Below are 21,112 nucleotides of genomic sequence, written 5' to 3' on the forward strand. Positions count from 1 at the left end.
CTCCGCCCGGAGGCGGCGCGCTGTCAACGGATTCGGCACGGAATGAGGGAGCGCGGATGCCTCCGATCGGCCCGCTGGAGCGAGGTCTTGCCGTGCTGCGCGCACTGGCCGCGGCGCCCGGCGGGCGGATGGCGGCGAGCGGGCTGGCGAAGGAGACGGGCCTGGCCCGTTCCCCGGTGGACCGGATCGCGGCCACGCTGATCCGGCTCGGGTACGTACGCGAAGAGGTGCGCGAACTCGTCCTCGCGCCGCCCCTGCTGTGCCTCGGCGAGGCGTATCTGCGCTCGGCGGGGATCGCGGCGGCGCTCGACCCGCTCGCGGCGCGGCTCGCCGACGAGCTGGACGAGTCGGTGTCCGTCGCCGTCCCGGACGGGGACGATGCCGTGCGCTTCGTGGTGCAGCACACCCGGCGGCGGGCGCTGTCGGTGTCCTTCCGGGTCGGGGACGTGCTGCCCGCCGACCGGTGCGCTCCCGGGCCGCTGTTCGCGGCGGCCCAGCGCGAATGGGCCGTGGACGACCAGCTGATCGAGCCGGGCCTGGTGGCCGTCGCGGTCCCGGTGCGCGACCCCGAGGGGCGTACGGCCTACGCGCTCAGCGCCGTCAGCCACACCAGCCGGCACTCCGCGGAGGACCTGCGCGAGCACGCCCTGGAGCCGCTGCGGCGCACCGCCGCCGCGATGACGGCGGCGCTCGCCGCGGGCGGCGCCGAGGCGGCGCCCGAGCCCGTAACGGACCCGACCCCCGACGCCAAGCGCGAACTCGGCCCCGAATACCTGCAGTCCCTCGCCCGCGGCCTCGCGGTGCTGGCCGCGCTGGGGCAGGCGCGCGGCGGCATGACCCTCGCCGCGGTCGCCCGCGCGACGGGGCTGTCCCGGGCCACCGTGCGCCGCAGCCTGCTGAGCCTGGTGGAGCTGGGATACGTGGCCGGCGACGACGGTCGCTTCGCCCCGCTGCCGCGCGTCCTGGACCTCGGCTATCCGCTGCTGTCCGCGCTGTCCCTGGACGAGATCGCCCGGCCGCATCTCGCCGAACTGGTGCGGCAGGTGCACGAGTCCGCCTCGATGGCGGTCCTCGACGGGCCCGACATCCGCTACGTGAGCCGGGTCGCGGCGAGCCGGATCATGAGCGTCACGATCACCACCGGCACCCGCTTCCCGGCGTACGCGACGTCGATGGGCCGGGTCCTGCTCGCCGGACTCCCGGCCGCCGAACGCCTCCCGGCCGGCCTGGAGCTCAAGCCGCTGACGGCCTACACGATCACCGACCGGGCCGCGCTCGGCCGGGTCATCGACACGGTGGCCGGGGACGGCTACGCCGTGGTGGACCAGGAGCTGGAGAAGGGCCTGCGCTCGGTCGCGGCCCCGGTCCGCGGCGCCGACGGCTCGGTGGTCGCCGCGGTCAACGTCGCCCTGCATGCGGGCCGTACGACCGAGGCCGAGGCCCGCGACGCCGTGCTGCCCGCGCTGCGGGAGACGGCCGCGCGGATCTCGGCGGATGTGGCGGCGGTCAGGCCAGCGTCAGGAACAGCTTCTCCAGCTCCTCCTCGGTCAGCGGCGGCCGCTCGCCCTCCTGGGCGTTGACGCAGTCGCGCATGCCGGAGGCGATGATCTTGAAGCCGGCGCGGTCGAGCGCCCGGGAGACGGCGGCCAGTTGGGTGACCACGTCCTTGCAGTCCCGGCCCGCCTCGATCATCGCGATGACGCCGGCGAGCTGGCCCTGCGCGCGGCGCAGCCGGTTCAGCACCGGGGCGACGGCGTCCTGTTCCGCGCTCACTTGGCCAGCTCCTTGCGGGCGGTGTCCAGGGTCTCGGGGCGCGGCCGGTTGAAGGGCAGCTTGCCGAGCAGGACGGCCATCCCGCAGGTGTTGCTGATCCCCGAGTAGACCAGCCCGGCCGCGATGCCTGCGGAGAGGATCAGCCCGTACGGGGTGAACAGGCCGATCACCAGCCCGAGCAGCACCAGCGAACCGGCGGTGAAGCGCACCTGGCGGTCCATCGCCCACGGGGTGCGGCCGGTGGTCCGCTCGGTCTCCACGGGCAGGCCCGCCGCGCGCCAGCCGTCGGTGCCGCCGGTCAGGCTGCGGGCCGCGACGCCGGCCTCGGCAAGCTGGGAGCGGGCGTTCTCCGAGCGCAGCCCGGCGGCGCAGACCAGCACGAGCTCGCGGCGCTCGGCGGCGGTGCGCAGCTCGGGGATCAGGGTGGCGAACTCGTCGAGGGGGACGTTGACGGCACCCGGGACATGGCCGGCGGCGAACTCGCCGGGGGCGCGGACGTCGATCACCACGGTCGCGTCCGCGTCGAGGGCGCGCAACTGGGCGGGGGTCAGGGCGGTGGCCGTGGTGGTCACGGGGGGAACTCCTCTGCGTGGGTGTGCTGGTTGGGGGGAGGGCAGGTCAGGCGACCCTGGTGGCGGGCCGCGGAGCCGCGTCGGCCGGCGCGGCCGGGCCGGCGTCGGTGCGTGCCGACTGCCCCGCCGCCCACGTCGCGTAACCGCCGTCCAGATTGGCGGACTTCCGGCCGAGACCGGCCAGCAGCCGCTGTGCGGTGTGTCCGCGCAGCCCGACCTGGCAGTGCACGATCAGGTCGCCGTCCGGCAGTTCCGCCGCGCGGTCGCGCAGCTCGTCCAGCGGGATGTTCAGCGCGCCCGGGATCGCGCCGCGGGCGTGTTCGGCGCGGGTGCGGACGTCGATGACCGCGGCGCCGCCGGTCACCGCGTGCCACTGTACGGCGCGCGCCGTACCGTCCATCCGGTTCCCGGCGATGAACCCGGCCATCGTGACCGGGTCCTTGGCGGAGCCGTACGGCGGGGCGTAGGCGAGCTCCAGGTCGGCGAGTTCGGGGGCGGTCAGGCCGCCCGCCATCGCGGTGGCGATGACGTCGATGCGCTTGTCGACGCCGTCCTCGCCCACCGCCTGGGCGCCCAGGATCCTCCCGTCGCGGGGGTCGTAGAGCAGCTTCAGCGCGATGGGGGAGGCGCCCGGGTAGTACCCGGCATGGGAGCCGGGGTGCAGATGCACGGCCTCGTACGGGCGGCCCGCGGCGCGCAGCCGCTTCTCGTTCCACCCGGTCGCGGCGGCGGTGAGCTCGAAGATCCGCACCACGGCGGTGCCGGATGCGGCGCGGGCGCGCACCTCGCGTCCGGTGATGGCGTCCGCGACCAGGCGGCCGTGCCGGTTGGCGAGGTTGGCGAGCGGGATCAGCACCGGCTCGCCGGTCTGCGCGTCGCGCTTCTCGGCGGCGTCGCCGACCGCGTAGATGTCCGGGTCGCTGGTGCGCATCGAGGCGTCCACCGCGATGCCGCCGCGCTCGCCGGTCTCCAGGCCCGCGGCGCGCGCGAGGCCGGTCTCGGGCCGTACGCCGATCGACATCAGCACCACATCGGCCGGGACCCGGCGGCCGTCGGCGAGGGTGACGGCGTCCGCCAGCACCTCGGCGACCTGCGTGCCCAGCTCGACCCTGATGCCATGGGCGCGCAGCCGCTCGGCGACCGGCGCGGCCATCTCGGGGTCCAGCGGCGGCAGCACCTGGTCCGCGAGCTCGACGAGGGTGACCTCCAGGCCGCGCTCGCGCAGATTCTCCGCGGCCTCCACGCCGATGAACCCGCCGCCGACCACGACGGCGCTGCCCGCCCCGGCGTCGAGATCGGCCGCGAGCCGGTCCACGTCGGTGACGTCCCGCAGCGTGCGGGCGCGCCCGACGCCGGGCAGGTCCGGCACGAAGGGGCGGGCGCCGGGGCTGAGCACGAGCTTGTCGTACGCCTCCTCGTACTCCCGGCCGCTGTCCACCTCGCGCACCCGCACCGTACGGGCGGCGGGGTCGACGGCGACGGCCTCCTGCCGCACCCGCACGTCGATGCGGAAGCGGGCGGCCAGCGACTCGGGCGTCTGCAGCAGCAGCGCCGCGCGCTCCTCGATGACGCCGCCGAGGTAATAGGGGAGCCCGCAGTTCGCATAGCTGACGTGTGCCCCGCGCTCCAGGACGACGATCTCGGCGTGCTCGTCGAGCCGCCGCAGCCGGGTGGCCGCCGACATGCCGCCGGCGACGCCGCCGATCACGAGGACCTTCATGCTGTGTCACTTCTTTCGCTCAAGCCCCCCTGGACCCGATACCCCCGAGGGTATCAGAGGATACGGGAGGGGGTATCCGCGGTGCCGCCGGATGACGTACGAATCCGGGGCTCTTCGGGTGGCTGTTGTGGGATTTATGCGATGAATGTCCTAGTTTGGCTGCGCCAGCGCATCAATCGCATGATCGGAGTGTCCGCATGATCCGTACCCGCCTCTTCGGGACCCTGGCGGTGGCCGTGCTCGCCGCCGCGCTCGGCGGCCTCATCGGGCTGTCCGCCGGGACGTTCGACAGTGACTCCGGCGACAAGCCGGCGGCCGAGGACACCATGGAGAAGCCGGAGAAGTCCGGCACCGACAAGTCGGACGCCGCGCCGCCCGCCGACGCCCCGGAGTCCGGCCGGGAGCAGGGCGCGCAGCCGGGTGCCCAGCCGGGTGCCCAGCCGGGCGAGAAGGCGGCCCCGCCGGGCGCCGGCGAGCAGCAGCAGCCGGCCCAGCCTGAGCAGGGGCAGAAGCAGGACGGCGAGCTGGAGGAATGGGGTGTCGCGCCCTGATCAGGACCGCCGAGTGACGCTGCGGTGCCGGGCGACGCTGATTGGGGTGAGGTTGTACCTTCCGGGCGGATGATGACTGAAGGGGGTCGGGGTGTGAGACACGTCTCAACTCCGGGTCGTTTAGACCGGTTTGGGTCGCATGCAGGCTGCGGCTGCCCTAAGACTGGGGCCCGTCCGGACCAACCTCCTCGACGGAAGGGACGGCAGACGTGACAGCGCAGCAGTGGCCGGGCGGGCACGAGCCCGGTGCGATACCGGGGCCCGGGAGGGCCGACGCCATGCGCAGTGTCCGCGGCGCGCAGCCGGGGCCGCGGCGCGGTGGCCGGCAGGCGCCCGGGCCGCGCGGCATGCAGCCGATGCCGGCGCCTCGCGGTGCTCAGCCCGCCCCCGGGCCGGAGGAGACGACGCAGCCGCTCCCGGCGCAGCGGCCGTTCCCGCAGCAGCAGCCGCACCAGCAGCCGCCGCCCGGCCCGCTCCGGCAGGCGGGGGACGCCCCCGGCGGTCCCGCCACGGCCGACCTCGAGCTGCTGGCGTACGAGCCGGAGGCGCTCGGCCGCAGCTACTCCGGCGTGGATGTCGACGTCCGCCCGCAGGACCTCGGCCCGCGCCGGAGGGCGCGGGCGAAGCACCGCCGCCGCAAGCGCATCTTCGTGGCGGCCGCGGCCGCCGGGGTGACCGCGGTGACCGGCAGCCTCATGGCCGCGGGCCTGCTGAGCAGCAACGACGACGGCGCCGGCGACCGGGCCGGGGCGCCGGCGACCTCGCTGCCGCCCGAGGAGATCGACCCCGACGACGAGGCACCGGAGCGTTCGGCGAGCGACAGCCCGTCGGCGCAGCGCGCCGAATCCCCTGACCGCTCGGACCGCGACCGCCGGGTCGCGCCGGTCGCGCCCTCCACCTCCCGCGAGGCGCCGACGCAGGAGGAGAGCTCCGCGTCGCCGTCGCCATCGCGGACCAGCGACAAGCCGTCGACGTCGAAGCCGCCGGCCGCGGACGACGAGCCGAGCGACTCGGAGTCGCCGTCGGACAGCACGACCCCGACGCCGAGCGAGAGCAACACCAAGAAGCCGCCGGGGCGGGACAAGGACGAGGAGTGGGGCACCCTGCCGTAGCAGGGGCCTAGGCGTTCGCGTCGTACGTCCGCCGCAGCAGCGCCGCGAAGCCGTCGTCGACCTCGTCGACGGCGGCCAGCGGCACCCGCACCGCCATCTCGTCGCCGAGGCCCTTCGCCGCCAGCAGCCTGCCGCCCGGTTCGGCGTCCGGCAGCCGCAGGCCGACGTCGACGCGGCTGCGGGTGGCCGGCCGGACCCGCGCGAAGGTGCGGCGCGGGCCGACCAGGGCCACGAAGGTCTTGCGGACCTGGACCGTGACCTCCGGCAACTCGGCCGCGCGCAGCAGCACCGCGTCCAGGACCGGGCGCAGCTCCGGGCGGTCGGCGTACTGGGCGTCGATCAGGTCGTCCGCGCTCTGCCGCAGGAAGTCCGGATAGCCGAAGGTCTCGTGCACGAGCAGCATCTGCGCGTAGCCGCGCACCCCGCGCTCGTCGAGCCAGTCCCGCAGCTCCTGCTCGCTGCCCGGCGCCGCGGCGCGGATACGCTCGGTCCAGGTGTCCAGGGACTCGCCGGTGCCGCGCTCCAGCAGGCCGATCTGCCAGTCGCGCATGTCCTGCCAGGACTTGACCTTGGGTTTCTCCGGCATGGGGGCAGAGTACTTCGCCGCCGGGTGGCGCTGTGGCACACTCCGCCGCGGAGGTGGTGCGGGTGACTACAGGGACTGCGTATCCGCGGATCCGGCAGGTGGTGCTGGACACGACCGACGTGCGCGGGCTCGCCGAGTTCTACCGGCAGCTGTTCGGTCTGGTCTACCGGCCGGGGGACGAGCCGCCGCCCGCCGGGGAGCCCGATCCGCTCGGCTCGGACTGGCTGGTGCTGCGTACCCCCGAGGGGGCGAGCTGCCTGGCGTTCCAGCAGGTGGAGAAGCTGCCCGAGGCCGCCGAGGGCTGGCCGGCCGGGCCGGTCCCGCAGCAGCTGCACCTGGACACCACGGTCCCGACGGTCGAGGCGCTGGAGGCGGCGCACCGGCGGGCGCTGGAGCTCGGCGCCCGCGAGCTGCTGGACCGCACCGACGACCCGGAGGAGCCGCTGCGGGTCTACGCGGACCCGTCCGGCCACCCCTTGTGCATCTTCGTCGCCCCGTAGCGTCTTCCCCGCGAGCCGCTTCTGGGTGAGCATGAGGTACCGGCCGCTGTAACAAGGGGAGACGGGGGGCATTTCGTGCGTGTGGGACTGCTGACCCGGGAGTACCCGCCCGGCGTGTACGGCGGCGCGGGCGTCCATGTCGAGTTCCTCGCCCAGGAGTTACGGGCCCTCGTCGACGTCGATGTGCACTGCTGGGCGGCCGAGGGCGCCGCCGAGGCCGAGGGCGTCGTACGCCACCACCCCTGGCCGCGCCTCGACGGCGCCAACGACGCCCTGCGCACCCTCTCCCTCGACCTCTCCATGGCCGCCGCCCTGGACGGCGTCGACGTGCTGCATTCGCACACCTGGTACGCCAACCTCGCGGGCCACCTCGGCAAGCTGCTGCACGGCGTGCCGCACGTGGTGACCTCCCACTCCCTGGAGCCGCGCCGCCCGTGGAAGGCCGAGCAGCTCGGCGGCGGATACGCGCTGTCCAGCTGGGCCGAGCGGACCGCCATAGAGGCGGCGGACGGCGTCATCGCCGTCTCCGCCGCGATGCGCGCCGACATCCTCGCCTGCTATCCGGCGCTGGACCCGGCGAAGGTGCGCGTCGTGCACAACGGCATCGACACCCGCCTGTACCGCCCCGACCACGGCACCGCCGTGCTCGAGCGCCTCGGCATCGACCCGGGCCGCCCGTACATCGTCTTCGTCGGCCGCATCACCCGGCAGAAGGGTGTGCCGCACCTGCTCCGCGCCGCCCGCGCGCTGGACCCGGCGGCCCAGGTCGTGCTGTGCGCCGGGGCGCCGGACACGCCGGAGCTGGAGCGGGAGTTCCAGGAGCTGTACGAGGAGCTCGCGCGCGGCCGCGACGGGGTGTTCTGGGTGCCGGAGATGCTGCCGCGCCCGGAGGTCGTGCAACTGCTGACGCACGCCCGCGCGTTCGTCTGCCCGTCCGTCTACGAGCCGCTCGGCATCGTGAATCTCGAGGCGATGGCGTGCGGCACCGCGGTGGTCGCGTCGGCGGTCGGCGGCATCCCCGAGATCGTCGCCGACGGCCGTACGGGGCTGCTCGTCCCGTACGACGAGGGCGAACCGGCCGCCTTCGAGGCCGGGCTGGCCGGCGCGCTGAACCGGCTGCTCGACGACGGCGCCGAGGCCGCGCGGATGGGGGCGGCGGGGCGCGGGCGGGTGGCGGAGGAGTTCGGCTGGGAGGCGGTGGCGCGGCGTACGGCGGCCGTGTACGAGGAGCTGGTCAAGGCGTAACCGATCCGGGCTACAGGCGGAGGTGCCGCAATGCGGGACAGGGACGGCTACACGGTGCTCGGCATAGTGCTGGCGGGCGGGGAGGGCAAGCGGCTGATGCCGCTCACCGCGGACCGGGCGAAACCGGCGGTGACCTTCGGCGGCATGTACCGGCTGGTCGACTTCGTGCTGTCGAACCTGGTCAACGGCGGGATCCTGCGCAACTGCGTGCTGACGCAGTACAAGTCGCACTCCCTCGACCGGCACATCACCACCACCTGGCGGATGTCGAGCCTGCTCGGCAACTACGTCACCCCGGTCCCGGCCCAGCAGCGCCTCGGCCCCCGCTGGTACCTGGGCAGCGCGGACGCCATCCTGCAGTCCCTGAACCTGGTCAACGACGAACAGCCCGACTACATCGCCGTCTTCGGCGCCGACCACGTCTACCGCATGGACCCGCGGCAGATGATCGACCAGCACGTGGAGAGCGGCGCCGGCGTGACGGTGGCGGGGATACGGGTCCGGCGCTCCGAGTCGCGCGCCTTCGGGATCATCACGCCGGGCGGGGACGGGCGGCAGGTGGAGGGCTTCCTGGAGAAGCCGGCCGATCCGCCGGGGCTGCCCGCCGACCCCGAGCACGTCTTCGCGTCCATGGGCAATTACGTCTTCACGACGAAGACGCTCGTCGACGCCCTGCAGCAGGACGCCGAGGACGACCACTCGGTGCACGACATGGGCGGCTCGATCCTCCCGGCCCTGACCGAGCGCGGCCAGGCGCAGCTCTACGACTTCAACGCCAACCGGGTCCCGGGCGAGAGCGCCCGCGGCCACGGCTACTGGCGCGACGTCGGCACCCTCGACGCGTACTACGACGCCCATATGGACCTGATCTCCGAGCGCCCCGCCTTCAGCCTCGACAACCGCCGCTGGCCCGTCTACACCCACTCGGGACAGCTCCCGCCCGCCCGCTTCCTCGCGGCCGGGATCGCGAGCGAGTCGATCGTCAGCCCAGGCTGCGTCATCCGCGGGCAGGTCACGCGATCCGTGCTGTCGCCGGGCGTGCTGGTCGCCGAGGGCGCGGTGGTGCAGGGCGCGGTGCTGCACGACAACGTGCGGGTGGGGCGGGGCGCGGTGGTGCGCGGGGCCGTACTCGACAAGAACGTCGATGTGCCGCCGGGCGCCACGATCGGCGTCGACCCGGACCGGGACCGGGAGCTCTACACGATCTCCGAGGCGGGGGTCGTGGTGCTGGGCAAGGGGCAGCGGGTCGGGGTGCGCTAGGCCCCTGCGCCAGGCCCCTGCGCCAGGCCCCCGCGCTAAGCCGCCAGGAAGGCGCGCAGCGAGTCCGCCATCGCGCGGGCGAATGCCTCGCGGGTCGCGTCGTCCACCAGGTCGAGGGAGAGGTACGGGTTCAGGTCCTCCAGCTCCACCAGGAGCAGCTCGCCGTCGCGGGTGCGGCAGGCGTCGACGCGCTGGATGCCGTGGTCGAGGGTGTTCCAGTCGATGAAGCGGCGGGCGAAGGCGAGGTCGGCCCCGGTGGCCTCGTAGGGCTGGAGGTCCCAGCGGCGCGCCGGGTCGGGGGCGTAGAGGGCGTACTGGAAGGCGTCGTCCACGTAATAGAAGGACACCTCGTGGACGAAGTCGATCCGCGGCTGGACGAGGACGTCGCCGTAGGAGAGGCCGGCGAGGCGCTCGCGCGGGAGGAATTCCAGGCCGATCGAGTCGGCGCCCGCCTTCGGCTTCACGGCGTACGAGGCGGTCTCGGGGAGGCGGTCGAGGGCGCCGGGGTCGTCGATGGTGGGGATGACGGGGTAGCCCGCCGCGGTGAGGTCGAGCAGGTACTGCTTGCCGGCCATGTCGGCGCGGCCGGTGAGCGGGTTGTAGACGCGGGTGCCGCGGGCGGTGGCGGCGGCACGGAAGGCGTCGTAGGCCTGCTGGTAGCCGAGGACCGGGCCGCTGTTGCGGACGACGACGGCGTCGAAGCCGTCCATGAGCGTGGTGGCGTCGAGGGGGTGGCAGAGGGCGAGGTCGAAGTCCTGGCGGAGGCGGGCGGTCAGGGCGATGTCCTCGTCGCAGTAGCGGCGGCCGCGGGCCGGGTAGGCGAGGTCGGTGACGTAGAGGAGGCGGGGGCGGGGTGCGGGCACGGTGCTGAGCTCCGGAGGGGCGGTGCGGGCGGGGATTCACCGTAACGCGGTACCCGCGTCGGGGCAGTCGGCGCTGTCGGTGCCGCATGCCAGAGTTGAGCCATGTCATCCGCCCTCATCGGCCGCGATCACCCCGCCGGCGTCCTGCGTGCCGCGATCGACCGCGCCGCGGTCAGCCACGGTGGCCTGGTGCTCGTCGCGGGCGAGGCCGGGATCGGCAAGACCGCGCTGGTCACCGGGGCGGTCGCGGCGGCCCGCGAGCAGGGCGCGCTGGTGCTCAGCGGGTCCTGCTGGGACGGCGCGCCGGGGTACTGGCCGTGGACGCAGGTGGTGCGCGGGCTGAAGCGCGGCGCCGGGGACGGCGCGTGGGAGGAGGCGCGGCAGGCCGGCGGCGGCGTGCTCGCGGCGCTGCTCGGCGCGGACGGCGGCATCCCCGCGGACGGCGCCGACGGGCTGCCGGCCGGGGGCAGCGACGGCTTCCCGCTGTACGACGCGGTGACCAGCGCGCTGGCCGCGGTGGCGGCGCGGCGGCCGGTCGTCGTCGTCCTCGACGACCTGCACTGGGCCGATCCCGCCTCGCTGCGGCTGCTCGCGTTCGCCGCGCAGCACACGTGGTTCGAGCGGCTGCTGCTGGTCGGCACGTACCGCGATGTGGAGACCGACGCGGCCGGGCATCCGCTGCGCGAGCTCATCGCGGCGGTCACCGCCAAGGCCGCCAATGTGACGCTCACAGGGCTCGATGTGGACGGCACGGGGCGGCTGATGGCTCGTACGGCCGGAAGAGAGCCCGCGCCCGAGCTGGTCGCGGAGGTGCACCGGCGGACGGGCGGCAATCCCTTCTTCGTCGAGCAGACCGCGCGGCTGTGGGCGGGCGGCGCCTCGGTCGACGCGGTCGCGCCCGGGGTGCGGGACGCGCTCCGGCGGCGGCTCGATCTGCTGCCGGCGCCGGTGGCCGGGCTGCTCGGCGCGGCGGCGGTGCTGGGCCGGGAGTTCCACCGGCAGGTGCTCGCCGCCGTGGTCGGGGAGCCGGTGGCGCGGACCGACCGGCTGCTGGAGACGGCGGTCGCGGCCCGGCTGGTGATCGCGAAGGGCGGCGGGGACTTCGCCTTCGCCCACGATCTGGTGCGCGAGACGCTGTACGACGCGCTGCCGGAGCCCCGGGCCCGGCATGCCGCGGTCGTACGCGCCCTGGACACCGCCCCGGCCCTCGCGGGCAAGGTGCTCCCGGCCGACCGCGCGCGGCACGCCTGGGCGGCCGGCGCGGAGCTGGACCGCGAGCGGGCCATGGCGCTGCTGCGGGAGGCCGCCCAGGACGCGCTCGGCCGGATCGCCGACGAGGAGGCCCTGATCCACCTGCGCCGGGTGCGGGAGCTGGCCGCCGCGGGCACCCCGCGCGAGCGGGTGCTGGCAGGGCTCGCGCTGGGCGAGCAGCTGATCTACGCGGGGGAGTCGGCCGAGGCGCTGCCGGTGCTCGACGAAGCCGTCCGCGAGGCCCGGGCCACGGGCGAGCACGATCTGCTGGGGCGGGCGGCGCTCACGCTGTTCGGCGCCATGGGCCACCCCGGTTCGCAGCCCGGCCGGCGCGAGGAGCTGCTGCGGGAGGCGCATGCCGCCCTCGTCGGCGGCCACCGCGACGAGGCCTCCGACCCCGACCGGATGGCCGCCGAGATCGCCGTCGCCCTCGCCGTACGGGCCCGGCGCGGCGCCGACGACGAGGCGCTCGGCTTCGGCCTGTGGAGCCGTCACCACGCCATCTGGGGTCCGGGCACCGCGGCCGAGCGGGTCGCGCTGACCGAGGAGCTGGCGGCCATCGCCCGCCGGGTCGGCGATGTCGAGGGCGAGCACTTCGCCACCGCGCTGCGCTGGGTGGCGCTGCTTGAGCTGGGCGACGCGCGGTTCCTGGAGAGCTATCGGGCCTACGTGGCCGGTGCCCGGCGCGGCGGCCTGCCGCGGATGGAATACACCGGCGCGATCGACGAGTCCATCATCGAGGCCTTCATGGGCGACTTCGCCCGGGCCGAGGAACTGCTGGACCACGTGCTCGCGGAGAACGGCGACACCGACCACGTCACGTTCACCACCGGCATGCTCCACCACCATCGATGGGCGCTGCTGATGCTCCAGGGCCGGTACGCCGAGGCGGAGCGCGCGCTCGACGCCGACACCCGCCCGGACCGGCCGCGGGTGCGGCTGGCGCGGGCCCTGACCGCCGTACGCCGCGGCGACCCGGAGCCGGCCCGGCGGCTGCTCGCCGACGATGCGCCGGAGGCGCCGGCCGCGGACCGGGCCAGGCGCCCGCTGCTGTGGCGGCTGCAGGCGGAGACGGCCGCCGCGACCCGCGACCCGCGGCTTGCCGCCCAGGCGCGGGAGGGGCTGGCGGCGCTGCGCGGGCAGTGGCTGGTCTCGCTCTTCGGCTGGGACGTCGGCGGGCCCGCCGACCATTGGCTCGCGATGCTGGACGCGGCCGAGGAGCGCTGGGATCAGGCGGTCGAGGGCTTCACCGCCGCCCGCCGCGCCGCCGACCGGCTGCGCTCCCGCCCGTGGTCGCTGGAGGCGCGCGCCGGTCTGGCCGCCGCGCTCGCCGCCCGCGGCGGGCCCGGCGACGCGGAGCGGGCGGCGGGGCTGCGGGCCGAGGTGGCGCGGGAGGCGGGCGAGCTGGGCATGCGCCATCTGGCGGCGCCTGTAGAAGAAGAGGTGCGGGCGCCGGCCGCCGAGCGGGAGTTCCGCTATGACGGCCGGGTCTGGACGCTGACGTACGCGGGGCGCACCGTCCATCTCCCCGACGCCAAGGGGCTCCGCGACATGCATCTGCTGCTCGCCCGGCCGGGCGAGGAGATCCCGGCGGTCCGGCTGCTCAGCCCGGAGGGCGGCGAGGAGGTGGTCGCGGCGCGCCGGCTGGGCGGCGACCCAGTGCTCGACGAGGAGGCCAAGGCGCAGTACAAGCGGCGGCTGGAGCGGCTGGACGAGGAGATCGACCGGGCGGCGGCGGTGGGCGACGACGCCCGCGCCGCGGAGTACGACAAGGAGCGGGACGCGCTGCTGCACGAGCTGCGGGCGGCGGCCGGACTCGGCGGGCGCAGCCGGCGCCTCGGCGACGAGGCGGAGCGGGCCCGTAAGGCGGTCAGCGGCCGCATCCGGGACGCGATCCGCAAGATCGAGTCCGGGCATCCCGCGCTGGCCGCGCATCTGAAGGCGGCGATCTCGACGGGCAGCACCTGCGCCTACCGGCCCGGGGACGGCGAGCGGGCGGCGGTCTGGCGGCTGTGAGACGGGGCGGGCCCGCCCCATGAATCAGGCGCCGGCCCGCCCCATGCGTCGTCATGGGAGCGGGCCGGCGCCGTATCGAGGGAGCGGCTACTTGCGCGCGTAAAGCCGCATCGTGATCGGCCCGAAGACGGCCACGAACAGCCCGGCCCAGCCCAGCGACCAGGCGATGTCGGCGCCCGGCCAGCCGCCGTGCATCAGCTCGCGGACGGCGGCCGAGAGATGGGTGATCGGGTTGTTGTCGGCGAAGGCCTGCAGCCAGCCCGGCATGGTGCTGGTCTCGACGAAGATGTCGCTGAGGAAGGTGAAGGGGAAGATCACCATCATGGCGACGCCCATCACCGACTTCTCGGTCCGCATCAGCAGCCCGAGCATCGTCCACGCCCAGGAGAACCCGAAGGCGAAGACGAGCAGCAGCGCCACCCCGAGCAGCACGCCCACGACCCCGCCGTCCGGCCGGAAGCCCATGATCAGCCCGACCACGAGCATCACCAGCGAGGCGACGACGTAGCGCATCGCGTCGCCGAGCAGATAGCCGACCATCGGGGCCGGCCGCCAGATCGGCAGGGTGCGGAAGCGGTCGAAGACGCCCTTCGAGATGTCCGTGTTGACCGCCACGCCGGTGTACATCGTGATCATGACGACGCTCATCACGAGGATGCCCGGCAGGAACCGCTGCAGATACTCCGTCGGCGACCCGGAGAGCGCGCCGCCGAAGAGATACGTGTACATCAGCACCAGCATGATCGGGAAGGCGGTGACGTCGAAGAGCTGATCGGGCACATGCTTGATCTTCAGAACGGCCCGCCAGCCGAACGTCACCGAGGCGGACCATGGACTGGGCCGTGGCGGGCGTTCGGTGGCGATCAGCACCTCGGCGAGCGACTCGGACTTCACCGGGGCGAGTTCTTCGGGGTTCTGGGTCTGGGTGGCGGTGGTCATGCCGCGACTCCTTCCTTGGAATCGGCAGAAGCGGCTGCGGTGCGGTCGGTGAGGGCGAGGAAGACCTCGTCCAGGCTGGGCTGGCCCAGCGCGAAGTTGTCGACGGTGATGCCCGCGCGGGCGAGCTCGCCCAGCGCGCGGGACGCCTGCTCGGCGGCCTGCTCGCCGCTGCCGTTGCCGACCCGGGCGGTCAGCGCCACGGGGTCCGGCTCCAGCTGCACCTGCGCGTCGAGCGCGCGGGCGAGCAGGTCGACCGCCTGCTGCCGCTGGTCCGCCTCGCGCAGCCGCAGATGCACGGACCCGGCGCCGACGGACGCCTTCAGCTCGCCCTTGGTGCCCTCGGCGATGACCTTGCCCTTGTCGATGACGGCGATACGGGAGGCCAGCTGGTCGGCCTCGTCCAGGTACTGGGTGGTGAGCAGCACGGTGGTGCCCTGGGCGACCACCGCCCGCACGATGTCCCACACCTGATTACGGCTGCGCGGGTCGAGGCCGGTCGTCGGCTCGTCCAGGAACAGCAGGTCCGGGGTGTTGAGGATGGACGCCGCGATGTCGATGCGCCGCCGCATGCCGCCCGAGTAGTTCTTGACCTGCTTCCCGGCCGCCTCCGTCAGCCCGAAGGCTTCCAGCAGCTGCGCCGCCCTGGCCGCGGCCGCCTGGTGCCGGTGGCCGAGCAGGCGCCCGAGGAGGATCAGGTTCTCGGTGCCGGTCAGGTCCTCGTCCACCGACGCGTACTGTCCGGTGAGGCTGACCCGGCTGCGCACCTTGTCGGCCTCGCGGACGACATCGCGGCCGAAGACGTGCGCCTCGCCGCCGTCAGGGCGCAGCAGCGTGGCTAGCATCTTCACCGTCGTGGTCTTCCCGGCGCCGTTGGGGCCGAGCACGCCGTAGACCGTGCCGCGCGGCACGGTCAGGTCCACGCCGTCCACGGCGCGGGTCTCGCCGAAGACCTTCACGAGACCGGCGGTCTCGATCGCCGGGCCCGACGTATCAGTCCTGTGCATGTCCGTTTCTCCTGTCCGTATCGAAATCTCGCTCGGCCGATCTCGCTCAGCCGACATACGGCCGCGTCGCGCGGGCGTCCCGCAGCGCCAGGCCCCACCAGGTCAGCTGGTCGAGCAGCGCGTGGGCGGCCCGGTCGCGGCGGCCGCCGTCGGGGGCCGGCTCGACGAGGTCGAGGGCCGCGACCTCGCGCATCGTGACCGCGTGCAGCTCGCTGAAGACGGTCCGCAGCGACGCCACCGCGTACAGGCCGCGGGAGCCGTAGCCGTACGAGACGAAGCCGACCGGCTTGGCGTGCCACTCGTCGTAGCCGTAGTCGATGGCCTGCTTCAGCGAGGCCGGGAAGCTGTGGTTGTACTCGGGCGTGATGACGACGAAGGCCTCCGCCCGCGCCAGCTCGGCCGTGAACCGGTCGATTTCGGGCGTGGGCCGCTGCGGATAGCGGGCCGGGAAGTCGAAGTCCGCGAGATCGACCGTCGTCGCCTCGAGGTCCTCGCGCTCCGCCAGCACGCCGCCGAACCAGCGCCCCACGTCCGTTCCGCTGCGGCCCTCCCGGGTGCTGCCCAGGATGCAGACCGCGTGCAGCGGGGCTTCGGCTGCTGTGCTGCCCATCGGACACCTCCGGCGGATCGGGGTTTCGCTTCACCCCACAGGCGCCAGAAATGAGGGCGCGCCCGCCAGATCAAATCTGGCGGGCACTGTGTGCGCATATAGATTTTTAAATCCTTTATGTCCCTTATAAAGGACCTGGGTCCTCTTGTGACCTCACGCATATGCACCGAGTCACATACGACCCGGCCTCGTTAATAGCGGGATCAGGCAAAGCTCCAGCGCACGGCACGAACGTCGGGAGCGGATAAAGGGCGGTTACCCCTAAGGGCTACTAAGGGTGCTCGTAGATGAGGGGGATGCGCCGGTATTCCGGTTTCGGCTACACATGCCGGAGTCGCCACGGAGCGAGGCATTCGAGAAATGTCCGAGCCATTGCCGAGGGGACACGGCAGGACGACAACCGCTCTTATCCCCGAACGAGGATCTAACCAACATGCCGAACACGGCCACCACCGCCCGCACCACCTTCCGCAAGCGTCTGATCGCCGCCGCCGGGGTCTCCACCGCGGCTGTCGCGGTCAGCCTCGCCGTGGTGCCCGCCGCGAACGCCGCGCCGGCCGCACAGCCCAACGCGGTGAAGTACGCGACCCCCGCCTCGGCCGACACGGTCCCGGAGTGGATCAACGAGGCGCTGAAGGTGATGGACAAGCACGACATCCCCGGCACCTACAACGGCCTGCACAAGAACATCATGCGCGAGTCCGGCGGCGACCCGAACGCCATGAACGGCTGGGACATCAACGCCCAGAACGGCACCCCGTCCAAGGGTCTGCTCCAGGTCATCCAGCCGACCTTCGACGCCTACCACGTCGAGGGCACCTCCACGAGCCTCACCGACCCGGTCGCCAACATCGTCGCCGCGGCCAACTACGCCGCCGACAAGTACGGCTCGATCGACAACGTGAACAGCGCCTACTGAGGCACTGCCGCTGAGGGCCACCCGACTCCGGGTTGAGCTCCTCTCGCCCGGACAGCAGAAATCCCCCCGCCGGATTGACGGCGGGGGGATTTCTCTGCAACCATCGGTTGTTTCCGTGTCTTGATTCAACTCAAGGCACAGAGAAGCTCAATGAGGTCAGCATACCCGGGCGGGAGTCGAATTGTCAAACAGAAGTGAAGAACTGCGCCGTGAGCAGGAATTCATCGACGAACTCTACGAGCGCCTGGCCGACTTGCGGGCCGGCGCCGAGACCGCCGTCCAGCAGGCGCTGTCCCGCGACGGCGGCAACACCCGGCAGGCGATGCTGGAGCGCGACATCCTCGTAGCCGAACAGTCCGGGCTGCTGGCCGCGTTCAACGCCGGCGAACGCGGCCTGTGCTTCGGCCGCCTCGTCTTCCGCGACGGCCGCGACCACCACATCGGCCGTATCGGCATGCGCCGCGACGACGCCGACCGCACCCCGATGGTCATCGACTGGCGCGCGGACGTGGCCCGCCCCTTCTATCTGGCCACCGGCCACACCCCGATGGGCCTGCGCCGTCGGCGGCACCTCACCACCGAGGGCCAGACCGTCACCGGCCTGCACGACGAGATCCTCGACCTGGACGACACCGAGCGGACGGGTTACGAGGGCAGCGACGCCGACGCCGTCCTCCTCTCCGCCCTGGACGCCGCCCGCACCGGCCGCATGCACGACATCGTGCAGACCATCCAGGCCGAGCAGGACCGCATCATCCGCGCCCCGCACCGCGGCGTCATGGTCGTCGAGGGCGGGCCCGGCACCGGCAAGACCGTCGTCGCCCTGCACCGGGCCGCGTACCTGCTCTTCGCCCACCGCGAGCTGCTGGCGCGGCGGGCCGTGCTGGTCGTGGGCCCGAACCCCGCCTTCCTCTCCTATATCGGCGAGGTGCTCCCGTCCCTCGGCGAGACCGGCGTGCTGCTGGCGACCCCCGGCGAGCTCTTCCCGGGCGTCACCGCCACCGGTACGGATACTCCCGAAGCCGCCGCGGTGAAGGGCGCCGCGGCGATGGCGGACGCGCTGGCCGCGTTCGTACGGGACCGGCAGGCGGTCCCGGACCCCGAGATCGTCATCGCGCACGACGACGGCGAGCTGCGCCTGACCCGGGAGATGGCCGAGGACGCCCGCGCCGCCGCCCGCGCGACCGAGCAGCCGCACAACCTCGCCCGCGCCACCTTCGCCTTCCACGTCATCGACGCGCTGACCGAGCAGCTGACCGACACCCTCGGCGCCGACCCGTACGGCGGCCCGAACCTCCTCGGCGTGGACGACATCGCCCAGCTCGGCAAGGCGATCGCCGCCAATGAGGACGTGCACGCCGCCATCGCCGGGCTGTGGCCGCAGCTCTCGCCGCAGCAGCTGGTCGAGGACTTCCTCGAGGAGCCCGTACACCTCCCGGACGCGGATATCGCCGCGATCCGGCGGAAGCCGGGCGCGGAGTGGACACCGGCCGACGTGCCGCTGCTGGACGAGGCCGCCGAGCTGCTCGGCGTGGACGATTCCGCCGCGCTGGCGCGCGCCGAGGCCGAGCGGCAGGAGCGGATCGCGTTCGCGCAGGGGGTGCTGGAGCTGTCGTACGGATCCCGTACCCAGGAATTCGAGGACCGGGACGACGAGGAGTCCGAGGTGCTGCTGGCGCACGACCTCGTCGACGCCGAGCGGCTGGCCGAGCGGCATGAGGAGGCCGACCACCGCACGGCGGCGGAACGGGCCGCCGCCGACCGCACCTGGGCGTTCGGGCACATCATCGTCGACGAGGCGCAGGAGCTGTCCCCGATGACCTGGCGGCTGCTGATGCGCCGCTGCCCGACCCGCTCGATGACGCTGGTCGGCGACCCGGCCCAGACCGCGGAGCCGGGGGCGAGCGGGTCGTGGGAGGCGATCCTTTCGCCGTACGTGGGGGAGCGCTACGAGCAGGTCGTGCTCGGGGTCAACTACCGCACCCCCGCGAAGATCATGGAGGTGGCGGCCGACCTGCTGCGGGCCGCCGATCCGTCCTTCACGCCGCCGCGGTCGGTGCGCGACACCGACGGGCGGCCGTGGTCGCAGGCTGCCGACGACGTGCCGGCGGCCGTCGCCGAGGCGGTGGCGGGCGCGACGGGCGACGCCGGGCGGGTCGCGGTGATCGCGCCCGCGGGCCTCATCGGGGCGCTCGCCGAGGTGCTGCCGTGGGCCTCGTACGGGCCCGAGCCCGACCTCACCCGGCCGGTCGTGCTGCTCGATCCGCGGCAGGCCAAGGGGCTCGAGTTCGACACGGTGGTGGTTGCCGAGCCGGACGAGTTCCAGGCCAGCGACCTCTATGTGGCGCTGACCCGGGCCACCCAGCGGCTCGGAGTTATCCACAGCCGGGGGCTCCCGAAAGGCCTGGAGCAGCTGGCGCCCGTAGCCTGAGGGCGTGGAAAGCTCGGATTACGAGGCGGTGCTCGACGACGTCGAAAAGCTGGTGCGGCCGGTGGTCGGCAGCGGCGAGACCGCCTCGTACATCCCGGCTCTCGCCGCCGTGGACACCTCGCGCTTCGGCATGGCGGTCGCGGACACCGAGGGGCGGGTGCACGGGATCGGGGACTGGCAGGAGCCGTTCTCCGTGCAGTCCATCTCGAAGATCTACACGCTCGCCCTGGTGCTCGCCCAGGACGGCGAGGAGATCTGGCGGCGGGTGGGACGGGAGCCGTCGGGCAACCCGTTCAACTCCCTGGTGCAGCTGGAGTATGAGGACGGCATCCCGCGCAATCCGTTCATCAACGCCGGCTCGCTGGTGGTGACCGACCGGCTGCTGACGCTGACCGGCGACGCGTACGGCAGCCTGCGCGACTTCCTGCGCGCGGAGAGCGGCGACGACCGCCTCGGCCACAGCCCGGTCGTCGCGGCCTCGGAGGCGGAGCACGGCGACCGTAACGCCGCGCTCGCGCACTTCATGGCGTCGTACGGCAATCTCGACAACCCCGTCCAGGAGGTCCTCGACCACTACTTCGCGCAGTGCGCCATGGAGATGAGCTGCCGCGACCTGGCCCTGGCCACCGGCTTCCTCGCCCGGCACGGCGTCCGCGCCGACGGCTCCCGGCTGCTGCCGGTGCGGGCGGCGAAGCAGATCAACGCGGTGATGCTGACCTGCGGGGCGTACGACGCGGCGGGGGAGTTCGCGTACCGTGTCGGGCTGCCCGGGAAGAGCGGTGTGGGCGGCGGCATCGTCGCGGTGGTGCCCGGGAAGTGCACGGTGTGCGTGTGGAGTCCGGGCATCGACCGGCAGGGGAACTCGGTGGCGGGGGTGGCGGCGCTGGACGCCTTCACGACGCTGACCGGGTGGTCGGTCTTCTAGTCGCACCGTTGTGTGTCGTTACGCCATTGGAGGGACGTCGCGTAGCTAGAATCGCGGCGATGTCCATACGAGCTGTCGAACGCGCGAGGTGACCCGTTGAACGGACAGGACGTCACCGATGAGCAATGGCGAGGGCTCGCCGAGGTCGTGCCGCTGCGCGGCAACGAATGGCCGTCCTGGACCGGCCACGAGACCATTCCGGGGCGGGACGACCCGCGGTATGCGGAGGAGTCGCGGCGCTTCGTCGTCATCCGCTGCCAGTGCTTCGCCGATGCCCGGCAGGTCGCCGAGTATCTGATCGCGCAGATCCCGGTGCTGCTCGACCTCACCGCCGCCGAGCACGATGTCGCCAAGCGGATCCTGGACTTCGCGAGCGGCGTGACCTTCGGCATCCGCAGCAGCATGCACCGGGTGGACAGGAACGTTTTCCTGCTCGCGCCGGTCGGCACCGAGGTGGATCTGACGGCGGGGCGCTGACGCGGGGCTGGTTCTCGCACGAGGGCGAGCTGCTGCTCGCTCGACGCCGGGCTGGTTCTCGCACGAAAGAGGGAAGGCCGCGACGGCGTAACGGTTCGGCGGTTTCGCGCTGGCTAGCGTCGCGGCCATGACCGTCCCTCCGGATACCGAGGCCCGCCCCGGGCTCACCGAGCTGCGCCTCTCCGCCTTCAAGTCGCATCGCGGCGCCACCCTGCCGATCCGGCCGCTGACGGTGTTCACCGGGGCCAGCGGCAGCGGCAAGTCCAGTGCGCTGCAGGCCTGCAGAGTGCTGGCGGGGCTGGGCGGCGGGGCGCTGCTGGGCGAGGCGTTCGGACTGCTGGCGGGCGGGGCCGGGGCC

At 73.5% G+C, this 21,112-nt stretch carries 20 protein-coding genes; 12 read left to right on the forward strand and 8 right to left on the reverse strand.

Translation table 11 applies throughout. The features are described 5' to 3' along the window. The first annotated feature begins 56 nt into the window (after positions 1 to 56). Positions 57 to 1,580: an IclR family transcriptional regulator domain-containing protein gene (locus G5C51_RS17255; protein ID WP_165238251.1), complete on the forward strand. Its 1,524-nt coding sequence runs from the start codon at positions 57 to 59 to the stop codon at positions 1,578 to 1,580. Here the strand turns inward: G5C51_RS17255 and G5C51_RS17260 are convergent. The 3 genes from G5C51_RS17260 to G5C51_RS17270 are packed head-to-tail and all read right to left on the reverse strand — an operon-like array spanning position 1,507 to position 4,065. Next, complete coding sequence (locus G5C51_RS17260; protein ID WP_165238253.1) at positions 1,507 to 1,773, reverse strand: metal-sensing transcriptional repressor; 267 nt, start codon at positions 1,771 to 1,773, stop codon at positions 1,507 to 1,509. The genes G5C51_RS17255 and G5C51_RS17260 overlap by 74 nt on opposite strands. Then, positions 1,770 to 2,345 (reverse strand): rhodanese-like domain-containing protein, encoded by a 576-nt coding sequence (locus G5C51_RS17265; RefSeq protein WP_165238255.1) that lies wholly within the window; start codon positions 2,343 to 2,345, stop codon positions 1,770 to 1,772. Before G5C51_RS17265 ends, G5C51_RS17260 begins: the two co-directional genes overlap by 4 nt. A 46-nt stretch (positions 2,346 to 2,391) precedes the next feature. Beyond that, positions 2,392 to 4,065: an FAD-dependent oxidoreductase gene (locus tag G5C51_RS17270; RefSeq protein ID WP_165238257.1), complete on the reverse strand. Its 1,674-nt coding sequence runs from the start codon at positions 4,063 to 4,065 to the stop codon at positions 2,392 to 2,394. Positions 4,066 to 4,262: 197 nt separating this feature from the next. On the opposite strand from G5C51_RS17270, the gene G5C51_RS17275 reads away from it, so the two are divergent. Beyond that, positions 4,263 to 4,616, forward strand: a complete 354-nt coding sequence (locus G5C51_RS17275) for a hypothetical protein (RefSeq protein ID WP_165238259.1) — start codon at positions 4,263 to 4,265, stop codon at positions 4,614 to 4,616. 278 nt (positions 4,617 to 4,894) lie between these two features. Beyond that, positions 4,895 to 5,728, forward strand: coding sequence for a hypothetical protein (locus tag G5C51_RS17280; RefSeq protein ID WP_165238261.1), 834 nt, complete (start codon positions 4,895 to 4,897; stop codon positions 5,726 to 5,728). 7 nt (positions 5,729 to 5,735) lie between these two features. On the opposite strand, the gene G5C51_RS17285 is transcribed toward G5C51_RS17280, so the two are convergent. Beyond that, positions 5,736 to 6,314, reverse strand: coding sequence for a DUF5655 domain-containing protein (locus G5C51_RS17285; RefSeq protein ID WP_165238263.1), 579 nt, complete (start codon positions 6,312 to 6,314; stop codon positions 5,736 to 5,738). Between the two features lie 62 nt (positions 6,315 to 6,376). Here G5C51_RS17285 and G5C51_RS17290 point away from each other — a divergent pair, with 62 nt between their 5' ends. The 3 genes from G5C51_RS17290 to G5C51_RS17300 all read left to right on the forward strand — a co-directional run bounded on the left by G5C51_RS17290 (position 6,377) and on the right by G5C51_RS17300 (position 9,319). Then, positions 6,377 to 6,814 (forward strand): VOC family protein, encoded by a 438-nt coding sequence (locus G5C51_RS17290; RefSeq protein WP_338118185.1) that lies wholly within the window; start codon positions 6,377 to 6,379, stop codon positions 6,812 to 6,814. Between the two features lie 75 nt (positions 6,815 to 6,889). Continuing rightward, positions 6,890 to 8,059, forward strand: coding sequence for a glycogen synthase (glgA, locus tag G5C51_RS17295; protein ID WP_338118186.1), 1,170 nt, complete (start codon positions 6,890 to 6,892; stop codon positions 8,057 to 8,059). A 30-nt stretch (positions 8,060 to 8,089) separates the two neighbouring features. Next, entirely contained in the window at positions 8,090 to 9,319 is a 1,230-nt protein-coding gene (locus tag G5C51_RS17300) for a glucose-1-phosphate adenylyltransferase (RefSeq protein ID WP_165238265.1), read from the forward strand. Between the two features lie 35 nt (positions 9,320 to 9,354). Here the strand turns inward: G5C51_RS17300 and G5C51_RS17305 are convergent, their stop codons facing one another. Beyond that, positions 9,355 to 10,182, reverse strand: coding sequence for an ATP-grasp domain-containing protein (locus G5C51_RS17305; protein ID WP_165238267.1), 828 nt, complete (start codon positions 10,180 to 10,182; stop codon positions 9,355 to 9,357). Between the two features lie 102 nt (positions 10,183 to 10,284). On the opposite strand from G5C51_RS17305, the gene G5C51_RS17310 reads away from it, so the two are divergent. Further along, the gene (locus tag G5C51_RS17310; RefSeq protein WP_165238269.1) at positions 10,285 to 13,449 is read left to right on the forward strand and encodes an ATP-binding protein; all 3,165 of its coding nucleotides are present in this window, start codon (positions 10,285 to 10,287) and stop codon (positions 13,447 to 13,449) included. 87 nt (positions 13,450 to 13,536) lie between these two features. Here the strand turns inward: G5C51_RS17310 and G5C51_RS17315 are convergent, their stop codons facing one another. Genes G5C51_RS17315 through G5C51_RS17325 form a run of 3 tightly spaced genes read right to left on the reverse strand, consistent with a single transcriptional unit; the run spans position 13,537 to position 16,002 of the window. Next, positions 13,537 to 14,388: an ABC transporter permease gene (locus G5C51_RS17315; protein WP_165238271.1), complete on the reverse strand. Its 852-nt coding sequence runs from the start codon at positions 14,386 to 14,388 to the stop codon at positions 13,537 to 13,539. Continuing rightward, a complete protein-coding gene (locus G5C51_RS17320; RefSeq protein WP_165238273.1) occupies positions 14,385 to 15,392 on the reverse strand; it encodes an ATP-binding cassette domain-containing protein in 1,008 nt (335 codons plus the stop codon). Before G5C51_RS17320 ends, G5C51_RS17315 begins: the two co-directional genes overlap by 4 nt. A 46-nt stretch (positions 15,393 to 15,438) precedes the next feature. Next, entirely contained in the window at positions 15,439 to 16,002 is a 564-nt protein-coding gene (locus tag G5C51_RS17325) for an NADPH-dependent FMN reductase (protein WP_165238275.1), read from the reverse strand. A gap of 433 nt (positions 16,003 to 16,435) precedes the next feature. Here G5C51_RS17325 and G5C51_RS17330 point away from each other — a divergent pair, with 433 nt between their 5' ends. The 5 genes from G5C51_RS17330 to G5C51_RS17350 all read left to right on the forward strand — a co-directional run. Then, on the forward strand, positions 16,436 to 16,921 hold the full coding sequence (locus G5C51_RS17330; RefSeq protein WP_165238277.1) for a transglycosylase SLT domain-containing protein: 486 nt from the start codon (positions 16,436 to 16,438) through the stop codon (positions 16,919 to 16,921). Positions 16,922 to 17,123: 202 nt separating this feature from the next. Beyond that, positions 17,124 to 19,352, forward strand: a complete 2,229-nt coding sequence (locus tag G5C51_RS17335; RefSeq protein WP_165238295.1) for a HelD family protein — start codon at positions 17,124 to 17,126, stop codon at positions 19,350 to 19,352. 4 nt (positions 19,353 to 19,356) lie between these two features. After that, positions 19,357 to 20,277, forward strand: a complete 921-nt coding sequence (locus tag G5C51_RS17340; RefSeq protein WP_165238279.1) for a glutaminase — start codon at positions 19,357 to 19,359, stop codon at positions 20,275 to 20,277. Between the two features lie 96 nt (positions 20,278 to 20,373). After that, a complete protein-coding gene (locus tag G5C51_RS17345; protein WP_165238281.1) occupies positions 20,374 to 20,754 on the forward strand; it encodes a cell division protein SepF in 381 nt (126 codons plus the stop codon). Between the two features lie 127 nt (positions 20,755 to 20,881). Further along, a partial coding sequence (locus tag G5C51_RS17350) for an AAA family ATPase (RefSeq protein ID WP_165238283.1) occupies positions 20,882 to 21,112 on the forward strand: 231 nt, incomplete at its 3' end.

Source organism: Streptomyces coryli, from assembly GCF_011044975.1.
Lineage (GTDB): Bacteria > Actinomycetota > Actinomycetes > Streptomycetales > Streptomycetaceae > Streptomyces > Streptomyces coryli.